At 41.5% G+C, this 13,492-nt stretch carries 10 protein-coding genes; all 10 read right to left on the bottom strand.

Features of this window, described 5'->3' with window-relative positions; translation table 11 throughout:
* Nucleotides 1-34: 34 nt before the first annotated feature.
* Complete coding sequence (locus K5Q29_RS01820) at nucleotides 35-1,327, bottom strand: recombinase family protein (protein WP_313770356.1); 1,293 nt, start codon at nucleotides 1,325-1,327, stop codon at nucleotides 35-37.
* Complete coding sequence (locus K5Q29_RS01825; RefSeq protein ID WP_221876871.1) at nucleotides 1,290-2,531, bottom strand: recombinase family protein; 1,242 nt, start codon at nucleotides 2,529-2,531, stop codon at nucleotides 1,290-1,292. Before K5Q29_RS01825 ends, K5Q29_RS01820 begins: the two co-directional genes overlap by 38 nt.
* A gap of 222 nt (nucleotides 2,532-2,753) precedes the next feature.
* Entirely contained in the window at nucleotides 2,754-4,223 is a 1,470-nt protein-coding gene (locus K5Q29_RS01830) for a LysM peptidoglycan-binding domain-containing protein (protein WP_221876872.1), read from the bottom strand.
* Nucleotides 4,224-4,229: 6 nt separating this feature from the next.
* The gene (locus K5Q29_RS01835; protein WP_014636353.1) at nucleotides 4,230-4,625 is read right to left on the bottom strand and encodes a holin family protein; all 396 of its coding nucleotides are present in this window, start codon (nucleotides 4,623-4,625) and stop codon (nucleotides 4,230-4,232) included.
* Nucleotides 4,603-4,971, bottom strand: a complete 369-nt coding sequence (locus tag K5Q29_RS01840; RefSeq protein WP_014636352.1) for a hypothetical protein — start codon at nucleotides 4,969-4,971, stop codon at nucleotides 4,603-4,605. Before K5Q29_RS01840 ends, K5Q29_RS01835 begins: the two co-directional genes overlap by 23 nt.
* Nucleotides 4,972-4,976: 5 nt before the next feature.
* On the bottom strand, nucleotides 4,977-5,183 hold the full coding sequence (locus K5Q29_RS01845) for a hypothetical protein (protein ID WP_014636351.1): 207 nt from the start codon (nucleotides 5,181-5,183) through the stop codon (nucleotides 4,977-4,979).
* A 12-nt stretch (nucleotides 5,184-5,195) separates the two neighbouring features.
* Nucleotides 5,196-9,743, bottom strand: coding sequence for a phage tail spike protein (locus K5Q29_RS01850; RefSeq protein ID WP_221876873.1), 4,548 nt, complete (start codon nucleotides 9,741-9,743; stop codon nucleotides 5,196-5,198).
* Entirely contained in the window at nucleotides 9,743-10,465 is a 723-nt protein-coding gene (locus tag K5Q29_RS01855) for a phage tail protein (protein ID WP_221876874.1), read from the bottom strand. The genes K5Q29_RS01850 and K5Q29_RS01855 overlap by 1 nt, the downstream gene beginning before the upstream one ends.
* Nucleotides 10,462-13,320, bottom strand: coding sequence for a phage tail tape measure protein (locus tag K5Q29_RS01860; protein ID WP_221876875.1), 2,859 nt, complete (start codon nucleotides 13,318-13,320; stop codon nucleotides 10,462-10,464). The genes K5Q29_RS01855 and K5Q29_RS01860 overlap by 4 nt, the downstream gene beginning before the upstream one ends.
* Before the next feature lie 18 nt (nucleotides 13,321-13,338).
* Nucleotides 13,339-13,470 carry a hypothetical protein gene (locus K5Q29_RS10630; protein WP_014638109.1) on the bottom strand — a complete coding sequence of 44 codons (132 nt, stop codon included), beginning with the start codon at nucleotides 13,468-13,470 and terminating at the stop codon, nucleotides 13,339-13,341.
* Nucleotides 13,471-13,492 lie beyond the last annotated feature (22 nt).

Raw genomic sequence — 13,492 nt, forward strand, 5'->3', positions numbered from 1 at the left:
CTAATTGCAAACATTAACTAGAGTAATAGCCTAGTTACAAGTCTACCTCAGTTCCTTCTAAAAATCTGACAGTTATCTGTCCATCCTCCACAATTGTAATACTATCCAATGCCTGACACATCTCATACGAATCGAATTCCCAGGATGGCTTGTTTATTATATCAGCCAACTTTGTACTATAATGCTTTTCTAGCGGACGATTTTCTTCTATAATCTTATTCCACTTCCCATGCAACAGATCCACGTTCTCACTCAATAGTTCTACAGCCATTACTACGGCTTTCTCTAGCGTTTCTTCATCAATATGGTTATTCTGACAACCAATCTGTCCTTTGACCCTATAACGATTGTTACATTGCCACACCTTACGTTTACCTCGACTGGTGGCCCAGTTCTTTCGACCAAAGGCTGAACCACATTCTGCACAGAACACCTTAGTTGTAAAAGGATTATCGTCATTTTGCATGATATAGGACTTGAGCTGATGCTCCTCTCGGTAGGCTTTCCTCCTTTCCAATTCCAACTGTACTAATTCCCAAGTGTCTTTGTCAATTATAGCTTCATGACTATTTTCTACATAGTATTGGTTGACTTGACCATCATTTTGAACACGTTTCTTAGTCAGAAAATCAACTGTAATAGTCTTTTGCAATAAAGCATCACCCTTATACTTTTCATTTTGAAGCATTTTCTGTATTGCGCTTGGATACCAATTTGCCTTTCCTGTCCAACCAGGTATTTCATTGTCATTCAAATATTTAGCTATGGACTCAGGACTATACCCATCTAAGAATTTCTCGTAGATGAATTTAACTGTTTCTGCTTGTTGAGGGTTAATGATAAGCCTACCATTATCATCCTTGTCATAACCCATGAACTTAGTGGTATTCACGCGCACCTCGCCACGTTCAAACTTCTTACGAATTCCCCACGTAGCATTCTCTGAGATAGAGCGTGACTCATCCTGTGCTAAGGAAGAAAGGATTGTAAGGAGAACTTCACCTTTGGAATCAAGGCTGTCAATATTCTCCTTTTCAAAAGAGACACCAACACCCAGTTCTTTCAGCTCTCGGACGTATTTGATACAATCAAGGGTGTTTCTGGCAAATCGACTAATTGACTTGACCAAAATCCTATCCACCTTACCAGCCCTACAATCTTGTATCAAGCGGTTAAAAGCATCACGTTTTTTGGTATTGGTTGCTGAGATGCCCTCATCCGCATAGATGTCAACTAACTCATAGTCCTCGTGTTTAGAGATAAACTCTCGGTAATAATTAACTTGGTTTTCATAACTTGATAGCTGTTCTTCTTGGTCGGTGGACACTCGACAATATGCGGCTACTTTGATTTTCTTCCTGTCCTGATGAAGAATACTGGTCTGCACTTTCTTGGCTGGAATAACTGTAATACTTTTCCCCATCTCTATCCCTTTCTATCACTTTTACTGGCGAGGTTACTGTCCAATTTGAGATATCTACTTCTGGCACACGCATCCCTTGACAAGCTGCTTTTCCTTCCTTAATGTATTTGGAACAGCACCAAACAATTTTTTTCTTGTAAGAAACTTGTCTCTTTAGAGTCGAACCACAATGCTGACACTTTAACAAACCTGTAAATTTATAAGTTTTGTTTCTACCTTGTTGCCATCTTCTACTAGTTAGCTTATCTTGGACTCTTTGCCAATCTTCTTTTGATATGATAGCTTCATGATTATCTTCAATCAAGTATTGTTCAAGTTCGCCTTTGTTCAATTTTTTGGGACCATTCACACCATCATGAAAATACTTTTGCAGTAAGACTGAACCTTTGTATTTTTCATTGCTTAACATTTGACGGATTGTGGTGTCATGCCATTTAGCACCTGTAACAGTCGCAACGCCCTTTTCATTTAACAGCTTGGCAATACGATGAGTACCATACCCTTCAAGGTAAAGTGCAAATATTTGCCTGACTATCAAAGCTTCTTCTGGATTGATAATCAACTCCCCGTTTTCGTCAACATCGTATCCTAAGAATCGCTTGGTGTTAATGACCAGCTCTCCTCGCTGGAATTTCTTTTGAAAGGCCCAACGTTGATTGCCACTCATACTCCTTAACTCGTCCTCGGCAATACTCGCTAAAACTGAAAGCATCACTTCCCCTTCACTTGAAAGGGTATGAATGTTTTGCTCCTCAAAGAATATGTCTACTCCTATCGCCTTCAGTTCACGACTAATTTCAAGAACTGTAACCGTATTTCTGGCAAAGCGTGCAATTGACTTGGTATGAATAACATCAATCTTACCTCTACGACAATCTTCGATCATAGCTTGAAAATTTGGACGATTATCCTTAGAACCAGATATACCTCTGTCATGATAAACACCTATAAAATCAATATCGTCTCTATTGGAATACAGTTTTTCAAAATACTGCTTCTGATTTTCTAATGAATCTAACTGACTTCCATTAGTCGTCGAAACTCGAATGTAGGCACAGACCCTCTTCCTATGTTTTTGTCTATTGACTCTAATCTTCTTTACGGACATTTACTCTCCTTCCTATGTAATGGCACACTATATATCACTCTAAAGGGAATATTAGTCAAGTTATCAGACCAACTATTTCGACCTGATAAATTTATGCCACAGTTCATGGAATACAAATATTCCTCCTACCTTACTAGGTAGGTTTGGGAGTAATTTTTCCGCAGTTATTGAAAAAAAGGCAAAAAAATAAAGCCTGATGTTTCCACCAGGCTAATAACATAATTATGAAATTCTAAACCAACCTACAACTTTACCCAGTTTAACTGTTCCAGTTGAATCGTAAAGTGAGCCATCCGCCATCCATTGACGTTTCACACGACGAGTGATACCACCGCCACCAATTTCCAATTGGTCATTGATTCCGTTCCTATTATGGTCAGAATATCCATCAATATTCTGTTCCACGCCATCTATACTTTTTCCATCTGAATCCGTTACACAGACACCAATGTGACCATATACCAAACCATCCGTCTGAATGACATAAAAATCACCTGCTTTAGGATTCACACCCCAAGCATCGTAGATTACTTGGAAACCATTTGATTTTGCTTTCTTCAAACAATCAATGGCATTAGTATAGGACATATTCTTGTCCGTAAGCTCTTGAACAATCTTATCCACTAGGGCAACACACTGTCCGCCATAAGGGTTAGATGGAACAGTCACCTTTTGACCAACCTTAGATAAAGCGGACGCAACTACACGACTTGCAACACTGGTTGGAATAGCGGTTGTTGTCCTTGAAGCCGCATTGACCTTTAGAGTTTGTCCAACTTTTAAAATATCCGTCTTCTTCAAGCCATTTACCGCAAGAAGAGCATCAGCTGTTAAACCAAACTTCCGAGCGATTCCATAATAGGTATCGCCTTTCTGTGCTTGATAGGTCTGCTCACTGTGGCCTTTAGTAGTTCCTTCTACATCCTGCTCAAGCACCCAAGACTTGATTCCATCAAGTAGATAAGCTCTCTTACTGTTGGACTGGTGAACATTTTTTACTTGGAGGATTTTGTAGGTGCGCCCCTTGACCCAGTTGGCGATTTTTTGACCAGTCTGATAATGAGTCGCATGAGGCAACACCCTAAGACTATCACCAACAAGATAGATTGGTTTTGAAGGAGTTCCTGAACTCCCAGCGGTTGAACTGGGGGTCGAGGGAACTATGGTCTTGACTTCAACTCCTGTTATTGCTGATACAAGACCTCTCGCAATATCCTCTTTCTTGTTCTCAAAAATCGCCATATCTTGTTCATTATCGATGAAAGCAATCTCCACCAAACGATAGGTGTATCCACGACTTGCTGCTTGATTGGCATTATATAGCCAATCTACCTTCTTAATGCCACGATTTTGGAAATAGTGTGAAAGGAGAGACAGGATAGCCATATCTTCCTTATCTGCTTCTAAGGAAGATTGAATCAAGACTTCTGTACCTTTAGCACTTCCATTAAAGGCATTGAAGTGCAATTCAGTAATCGAGTCGTATCCCTTACCAATACTAGTAATACTCCGATAATCATAAACATTTTGTTCGGTAATAAAATCAATTCGCTGTCCACTGTACTTAGACATTAACTTGGCTAATTCTCGAACCTTTCCTGCTTCTGTGATACCTAGTTTGGCATTCACTGCTCCAGGATCATAGCTTGTTCGCCCTTGGCCATGACCACAAATGACTAGATGTTTTCCCATATCTTCTCACCTCTCGTTGATTTGTTTTAAGATTGCTTGTAGTTTCTCAGGTATTGGTAAACCAATTCGAACGGTATTTTCTAGAATACTTAACCCCTCATTACTGAGATAAAAGAAAATGACCATGGTTCGAATTGTTCCACCCTGCTTGATAATAGCTGTATCAATCAGATGACCTAATGAAACCAAAAATAAAATGGCTATCTTTTTAAAGATACCACGAAAACCGATACTACTCGACAACTGTTTCTCTACAACTGCCGCAAAAATTCCTGTTAGATAGTCAATAATAATGAAGACCAGTAGAGCATATAGGATGCCATCCAACTCTCCAAATAGACTACCAATCAAGCCTCCAATCATGGAAAATAAAATCTTATTAAGTGTTAACAATTCCTTCATCGGTCACCTCACTTTCTACTGAACCCTCCTGCACAATGGTAGGGTCTGACCAATCTGGTTGACCGTTCTCATCAAACCGCATCAGATAGAAACAATCATGGAACAAATCAGAAAGGTTCAGTGTTAATGTGGTACTGCCCCACTGATTAAATGCCCAAACTGTTTCAGTTGTAATCAACTGCCGCTTTCCATTCTTAATGGCAGGTCGCCTTACTTCTTCAAGATACATGTAAAAATCCTGCTCTGCGGTCCTACAACGTATGAACTCTCCATTCTTACGCATGTAAGCGAGAGCTGTTTCCAAATCAAATGGTTCTGTTACTTTGTCAATATTGAGAAGTGCCATGATAACTATTCTCCTTTCCCTTCTTCAGGTTTTGTCTGAACTTCTAACAACTCAGTCAATTCCTGTTTTTCTTTCCGCAATTGACTAAGTTCCTCATCCCTTTCCACCAATTGGATGGCAATGAGGTTCTTAGCGGTAATTTCATCAGATAGCTTTGTGACAAGCTCCTGAATAGTTAGTTTTAGTGATTGGTTGATTTGTTCTAGATTCATCTGTGAACTCCTTTATTTAATCGTATCCCATGTCAAGATGACGTCACCTCGACCAGTGATGTTTACTAAGTGTTTAAAATTGTGATTGAATTGATGAAGTACGTCCTTCAAGCTGACATAGCTTGTACTGTTTCGATAGATGCGGATATCTCCGATATTCAAAATTGAACTTGGTCGGTCAGAAGCTTTATAGGCATCAATACTCAGTCGGTTAGGCAACGTTACTATTTCCCAGCCATCTGGATTGGTATATGGAGCACTAGCTAAACGTACCTTATCGCCTACCACATCAATTTGGTCGGTATCTGTACCGTTCCATGCTCGAATTCCTACAAAGCCACCGTCATTGGCATTCCAGTTGTTCCATCGATTAGAACCGATAATGGTTACACCACATGGCTTACCGTTTGAGGTACCTGTTTCAAATGAAACCCATTGGTGAGGATAGCCACTAACCTCACGAGAAATGGATGGAGAGTTTGTAAAGAACTTGATGTTTCCAAGTGACAGATTGATTTTCATGGCTCCGTTGATTGCTGACAAGATACCACCAGAAATTTTGTTGGCAGATAGCGTTACTGACTGCACTTGGGTTATAAAGGCTGATTTGGCAAATAACTGCTTAAGATAGGCTTCTGTTGCCATAAACTTGGTAAAGAAAGCTTGGTCAACCTTTAACTTATCCGCAGTGATTGCTTCTGCTCCAATTCGAGCTGCAGAGATAATACCTGTCGTAATCTTGCCTGCATCAAGACTTGCAATCTTACCACTTGCAATGACACCCTCTTGGATATAGGTAGTTCCTGTAATTTGGACAAGTTTTCCATCGATTTTGACTGTGCCATCCTTATTGAGATTGAGCTGACTGAGGACTGTTCCTGCACTGGTCAGATTTCGAACCGACCACGCCCCTGCAAGTGTCGAAACCTGTGTTTGAATGGCATTTACTGTGGCAGTTGTTGCTCGACTTGTTTCTAGATTGCCAACTCGTGTCACAATCCCATTAGCCGTTTGAACAACCTGACTGATTTGATTGGTGTGATCTCCAATGGTCCGAGTGTGACTACTTACAGTATCCCGCACTTCATGAAAGACGCTCATTGTCGTAAAGTCGTCTAATGACGGTGTCCAATAGTCTGGAAAGATATCACCAGTTGATACCATTAAAGCTCTCACATGGAACTTACCTGTTTTAACTCCATCAATTCTGACTTGAAGTTCAAATCCTTTAGACTGTTGGTACATCTCTTGAGTGATGGTAGAGGTCAGTTTAATTAACCGATAGTTGTTACCCGTCGTCAGATTGCTGCTCCATTTATTGTAGAAAGGGTGATACAAATTCCAGTTGGTCCATGTCCAAACATTTTGACTATCCAAGATTGGACCTTGAAGTTTCATAGTACGAGTCGTCACCGCAGGGTCAAATGTAATCTCATCCGCTGAGATATGAACATATAAATGCACTTTTGACCCAACATAGATACCACTACTATCTCCAAATTGCACCCTTCCTAAAGAGGCTATCCAGTTACTACTGGCATTTATCGTCTGATAAGCACTCCATCTATCCGAAGTACCAGCAATCAAATTGCGATGCGAAACTGAGGTAGGGATTCTGCTTTCCGTTTGACTGATTCGTTGAGTAAAACTATCAGAGGTTGTTTTGACCAAATTCTGCACACTAGTTGTCGTCGCATAGGGTTGGAGAGAACTGCTGGTTAGATAGCCACGACCAGTAATATTGGAATCAACCTGTGACTTGGTTTGATAACCTTTTGAGTTAATAGCTGATTCAACTTGCGTACTTGTTAAACGTTGCTCAATTTGTCCAGCCTGTGTTCGGATAGTGGTTTCTGCATTTGCTACTCGACCAGTCAAGCTATTAAAATCAGTCCTTGCAACTTTCTGTGAGATGGCGTCATTGGCAATCCGTAAATCAGCCTTGGTTTGAGTAATCTGACTTGCGTTTGTGTTGGCCTTAGCCAAGGCATTGTCAGCGGTGGTTTTGACCCCTTCAAGAACGGTCTTATCAGCCTTAAGCAAAATAGATTGTTGCGTCTGTTGGATGGATGTAGTATGTCCTTCAACAGTTCGTTTCAAGTTATTGAAATCCGTCTGACTGACCTTTGAGGATACATCCGAAACTAATTGTCGAATCTGTGTTTCACTACTAGAAATCTTTCCACTCGCCTCGGTTAATCTTGTAGAAACCTGCTCTACACCAGAAGCCGTTTGAGTGATGAGTGTCCGTTGGGTGGTCAATTCACCAGCTATATCTGCTGGATTTTCTGAATAACCTGTGTCTAGTGAGGTCTTTGCGACTTTCAATCCTGCAACATAGAATTTATTCCCATTTGGGATTGTGCTTGCATTGTACTCCGTTCGAAATTGGAGTGAACCATCAGATATGACATGAACTGTTTTCCAGTAGCGTTTCCAGTCACTTGTGACGGATATAATATCGTCCGATTCCCTCACTCTTGCCACTGGAGCACGATAGACACTCGAACCAGTCCAAATCGCTGAAACTTTGATGGAAGAAAGTGGCAGATTCGCTTTGGCATAAAAGCTAAAGGTAATGACATCTCCTGCTTTCACAACAATATTCTGATGACTTCCGTTGAACCCTGCTTGGGTTGAACGAACAACCAGTCCTCTGAAATTCTCTGTTTCGGTAGACCAGTTGTTTCCTAAATGCCATGCATTTCCTTTATTTGACCAATCACGAGTACCAGTCATCAAATTGAGACCGTCTAGGCTAGTTGGAATTTTCGCATCCACCTGACTGATTTCAGTTGTTATGCGATTCCCCAATTGCGTAATCGATGACTCGGCAGTTTCGATTCTCTGTTTTGCTTGGTTAAAATCACTGGTTTTAACACGCTGAGAAATTTGGTCTGCCTGTACTTGAATCATGGATTCTGCACTGGTTACCCGACCAGTCAGACTATCCACCAGTTGCTTACTCGCAAGAAGTTTTATTTCCTCCTTGGTTTGTGAGAGATTGGTACTGACAGTTGCCAACTGTCCACCTAATAGTGATTTTGCTACATCAACCAATCGACTAGCTTCAGAGATAGCTTGTGATTTAGCTGTCGCAATCTTTGACTCTGTTTGACTACGCTCCGTTGAAGTCAATCGGTTAGCTTCTTGAATGGCATCAAGCTTGGCTTGTTCTGCCCTTCTGAGGGCTTCAGTTGCCCCAGTTTGAGCCTGTTCTGCCTTCAGTTTGGCTTCCGTGGCTAGGTTCGTATTTACCCCAGCCTTTGCCAATAATTCACGAGTTGTACGTTGCTGTTCCTCTTCCTGTTGCCGCATCTGTTGGTGAATAGAAGTAAGTTCATTATCAATTCTGGCCTTTAATCGATCCGCATAGACCTCCCCACGACTTTGAGCCTGTTCGATAGCATTATCAATGGCTACTTGACGTTTCTCAAATTCCGCATCAAATGCTCTGTTGGCATTATCAATGGCAATTTCAACGGCAACATCCTCACTCCGCTTATTTCCATCAAGGAGATTATTGGCTAGTGTAGTTAAGCTACCGCCAGTTTTACCTGTACCGCTACTTGCCTTATCATCAAAAGTGATAGAGCGGTAATTCTTAGCTAAAGGATCATAATCATAGGCGATGGCATTCTTCTTCATATCAATGCCGTGTAGCTTGCTTTTTAAAGTTACGGTATCGCCTAGATGAACTGTTTGACCATCTAACTCAAATGCCTCAATGATGATGGCATCTTTTGGTTTATCTATTCCCTCTAAGCGAAACTTGCTACTAGCCCACTCTATTAACTCTTGACGAGTTCTGACGCTATTATTTGTATAGGTCACTTCATTGATGAAAGGATAGAAGTTAATCATCGGACTATCTACAGTGACTTGAAGTACAGTCTCCCTATCCTGCCCATCTTGTTTGAAGCTTGAAGTGGCATGGATACGAGTGATAACCTGTGAACTTTCTTTGGTTCGTTGATACTTTTTCAAATTGTAGTGAGTAGAGATAACTACCCCACGGTCTCGTCCTCGCTCACTTTTAATTGATAGGGCAAGGTTATCTCGAACCAATTCTCCCTCCCAAGTACCAAGGATAGAATGTTTGCCATCCAGCAGGCTGGAGTAAAGCGTCTGTTCCTTGTCTGTTGTATAGGTTCTGTTCTTGACAATATCACTTGTAAAAGAAAAATCTCCCAGTGGAGACTTGCTCGCCATGACTAGAGAAGAGAGAGCTGTTGCACAGGCAACTTGTTCACAAGAAAAAGGAGAAACAATTCTAGTCATGACATCATCTGAAATATGATAAGCTGTCACTTCTAGAGTTGAATCACCTTCAATAATTTTCTTGATCCGAAACAACTGGTGTCCTAATACTGGTACTGGACTTCGAACCAAATAATCCTCTTTAAGCTCACGATACAAACCACTATCCGTAATTGGATAGGTAAAGGTCAAAACAAAATCCCCATTCAATGTTTCTTTGACACTTGCCTTAATGGTTTCTGGGAGTGGTTTCCCATGCCATTTTGCCGTTCGAACAGTTATGTCTAATAATGATAACACTAAGCCCACCCCCAATTCGTTTCTATTGTTAATGATGTGATGCCAGAACCTAAGACAACTCCAACTGAGTCATTTCTACCTGCATCAATGGAGATAAAATCACCAGACCATTTTACAGGCTGACCTCTTTGTGTCTTAAAACTTGGCTGACTAGGATTATTATCCATAATGAGTGTTTCTTGTAATCGCTCCAAGCGGATGACATCATCCCCAATCGTAAAGCTAGTTTCACTACTTGAGTTGCCGCTTATGGTAATCTTTGGAAAAGCAATGGCTGAACCTTGACATCGCAAAACACCACTGGTTCTAAACACCTGCGAGGTTGTCGTTTTGAACCACTTGGTTGGGTGACAAGAAAAGGTAACCTTAAGCTCATACACCCCCAACTTATCCTTTTGAACTGGAGTATGGTGAACCTTGTAACACCAAAAGCGTATGGTCTTGAAACTAGCGTTCTCAAGCCAAAATCCTTCTTTCAAAAATAGCTTCAAAAAGGAAAATAGCTGTTCTTCACTAGGTTTAACAAGATAGAGGGTATAGCTCAGTTCCATGACACTTCTGCGAGGATTGGTTTGAAGAACCGCACCTGATAGACCTTGGTGTTCTATCAATTGCGTCTTACTTTCACTAACTGTGATAGAAGGGCTATCTTCCACGATTACCTTAAAAGGAAAACTAGCCGTGGACACTCCACCAATGGTTAATGCATTATGTCTAATCATGGTTTCACTCCTCTCAATCCTTGCTGACGTTCTAATTCATACACTAATTTCTCTCCAACCATCTCCGCAAGTCGGTGAAGGTCAGTCTCTTCTCTTACTGTATTTCCAGTAATGGTGATATGAATAGTTGGTAGATTGCTTGTCATGGTCTTTGCGATTCCTCGACCAATTGCACCCAATGTTTGTTCATTCAAAGGCAAGACTGCTTCTTTTCCAGCCTCACCCCCTACCATTAGGCTATTGCCATTTACACCAAATGCGGTTGGTTTGGTTAAAATTCCACCTTTGGCATACCAATCAATGGAGATTCTTGGAATACCTCCCTTTAACCAATCCAGTGGATTGGCTGAGCCTGACACTCGAAAATGTGGAAGGGGAATATGTGGCCATCTGATTTGGAAGTTAAAGAGATTTTTAATGGCATTGATGGCATTACTCACGGCATCTCTTGCACCATTGATAGCACTTGAAATGGTATTTTTCACACCATTCCAAACAGATGAAACCGTATTAGATATACCATTCAAGATGTTGGATACAGTACTACTGATACCGTTCCAGATAGTTGAAACAGTTGAACCAATCGCAGATAGGACACTGGATATTGTCGATTGAATAGCTGACCAGATAGTTGAAATAACAGAACTAATGGCAGATAGTACATTTGAGATAGTATTCTTGATCCCCGTCCAAGCAGTTGAAATAAATTGGGCAATGAAGTTTAACGCAATGGAAATAAGGGATGTAATTCCCTCCCATACCGTTGAAAGTACCTGCTTAATCGTTTCCCAAGCACCCGCCCAATCACCAGTTATGACTTGCATCACAGCTTTAATGATTCCAAGAACCATATTGATAGCTGTTTCAACCACAACCTTTATCATGTCCCATGCGGTTGTGATAATGAGTTTGATATTTTCCCAACTAGCTTGAATCAATGGTCCAAGAATTGTCATTACTGTAGTGATGACCGTTGAAATGGCATTCCATACTGTGTTTGCTGCATCAAGAATCAGTTGTTGGTTTTCAGTCCACCATGTGGTTAGCGTTCCCCAGATGGACATAACAAAACTAGAAATCTGCTGGATGATCATAGTCAGAAAGGCATAGATACTATTCCAGATTTCCATCACAGTCGTTCGAAAGCCTTCGTGATTCGTCCAGAGTTCTTTTAACCCAACAATCAGTAAGGTAATGGCAGCTACAATACCAACAATAATCCCCACAATCGGCAAAAATGCCGTTATCATTCCAACAACGGTTGTCCCCATAGCGGTTGCCGCAACCTGTAAGCCCAAGAAAACTGGAAGTAACATCCCTACCACGGCTAAAATACCTGTGAATATAATGACGACTTCCTTGATGGGACTGGATAAGTTGGTAAACCAAGTCGCTAGTTGACTAACAATGTCTGCCAAACTTTGGAAGACTGGAATAAGCATCTCCAGAATCGGTTGACCGATTGCTGCTAGAGCATTAGTTCCAGACTGTCTTAAGTTACCCAGAACGTTTTCCAGTCCGTCTGATTCCCTTGCAGCTTGTCCCAAGGCTCCAGAAAGTTCATTGCCGTCCTCTACCATTTGAAGGAGGGTTAACTGTTTCTGAGCTTCTGATAGTTCATTGAAGGACTTTCCATAGAGCTTGTTCGCCGCTGCATTACGAGTGGTTTCTGTCGCAGAAATACCTAGAGCTGCGTCATTTTCATAGTTTCCTTTGAGAAAGGACTGCAGGTTTTCGGTGACTTCTTCGATGGATTTGTCGTAAAATGCTGCCCCATCAGCCGCTGCTCTGGTGGCACGAGTGGTCAGATCCAAAGCCTGAGCCGTATCCATCCCAGAGGTTTTGGCAAAGGAAGCCATCTGAGTGAAGGAACCTTGAAGACGCTCTGGAACAATGTCCATCTCTTCCCCAATCTTATTGAGTGCATCCTTAGCAGCATTCTCCATATCTCCAAAGACGGTAGAGAATTGGGCATTGCTGGCTTGAAGTTGAGCTGCCGCAGACATGGACTCTGTTCCGACTTCGAAGATTTTCTGAGAGATGTCTGCAAGCTTCTCACTGGTCGCTTGAAGTGCCTCAGCCCGAATGGTGTCAGACATGGCTTTCATGCCATCTTGAGCACCATCGGCAGAGGATTTGGTCTCATCCATCTCGTTGTTCAGGTTATTGAGAGCGGTCTTTGTTTGATTCAACTCAGCTTCCATCTTATTGGCTTCAATGGAATTCTCACCATATTCCCTCTTTGTCAAGGCTAGTTGCTTTTCGAGATTGGAAATTTGTTTAGAAACAATTTCTGACTGTGCTCCAATCTTTTGTTGGGCTATGGCATTGCGTTCTGCCTCAGAACTATTGGATGACAAAGCACTTTCTTGTAGCTCAAATTGAGACGTGACCTTGTTCATCTCACTTGCTAACTGCCCCTGCTCCACTTGGAGTTTATCTAATTGTTGAGCCGCTGAACTACTGGCTCGACCGTGATTCTCAAGTGTTGATAACACATCAGCTAACTTAGTTTCATAGGACGTTAGCAGCCTTTGAGTAGTTTCCACCTCACGTTGAAAGGCACGGTACTGGTCTGCCCCAATATCCCCAGCCTTAAATTGAGCTTCCACCTGTGATTGGGCTTGACGGAGCGTTGCCAATTTTTCTTTGGTTGTCTCAACTTGTTTAGCTAACACTTCCTGCTTTTGAGTGAGGAGGGTGACATTTCCTGTATCAAACCTGAGAGCCTTATCAATCTGTCTTAATTCTTTGGTAGCTTCAGATGCTTGTTTGTTTACACCCTTAAGTGCATCTTGTAAGGGTTGGGTATCGCCACCAATTTCAATCGTAATTCCCTTTATGTTTCCAGCCATAGTCCCTCCTTTCTACCATCAGAAATTATCAAAATCAGCTTGAGTTGCTGGGCGTGTTTGAGAAGTTTCTCGAGTACGCATCTCCACATAATCCGTTTGGTAGTCAAGTGCCATCCCAATAGAGATATGTTTTAAATCGTCAATGGTCAAACCAGTCTCCTTACAACAGGAG

This window comes from Streptococcus sp. 2018037 (genome assembly GCF_019754195.1).
GTDB classification, from domain to species: Bacteria; Bacillota; Bacilli; order Lactobacillales; family Streptococcaceae; genus Streptococcus; species Streptococcus hashimotonensis.

Excerpts from the sequence above, each read along its gene's own strand:
- K5Q29_RS01825 (WP_221876871.1), bottom strand. The coding sequence starts at position 2,531 with ATGTCCGTAAAGAAGATTAGAGTCAATAGACAAAAACATAGGAAGAGG.
- K5Q29_RS01830 (WP_221876872.1), bottom strand. The coding sequence starts at position 4,223 with ATGGGAAAACATCTAGTCATTTGTGGTCATGGCCAAGGGCGAACAAGC.
- K5Q29_RS01835 (WP_014636353.1), bottom strand. The coding sequence starts at position 4,625 with ATGAAGGAATTGTTAACACTTAATAAGATTTTATTTTCCATGATTGGA.
- K5Q29_RS01840 (WP_014636352.1), bottom strand. The coding sequence starts at position 4,971 with ATGGCACTTCTCAATATTGACAAAGTAACAGAACCATTTGATTTGGAA.
- K5Q29_RS01845 (WP_014636351.1), bottom strand. The coding sequence starts at position 5,183 with ATGAATCTAGAACAAATCAACCAATCACTAAAACTAACTATTCAGGAG.
- K5Q29_RS01855 (WP_221876874.1), bottom strand. The coding sequence starts at position 10,465 with ATGATTAGACATAATGCATTAACCATTGGTGGAGTGTCCACGGCTAGT.
- K5Q29_RS01860 (WP_221876875.1), bottom strand. The coding sequence starts at position 13,320 with ATGGCTGGAAACATAAAGGGAATTACGATTGAAATTGGTGGCGATACC.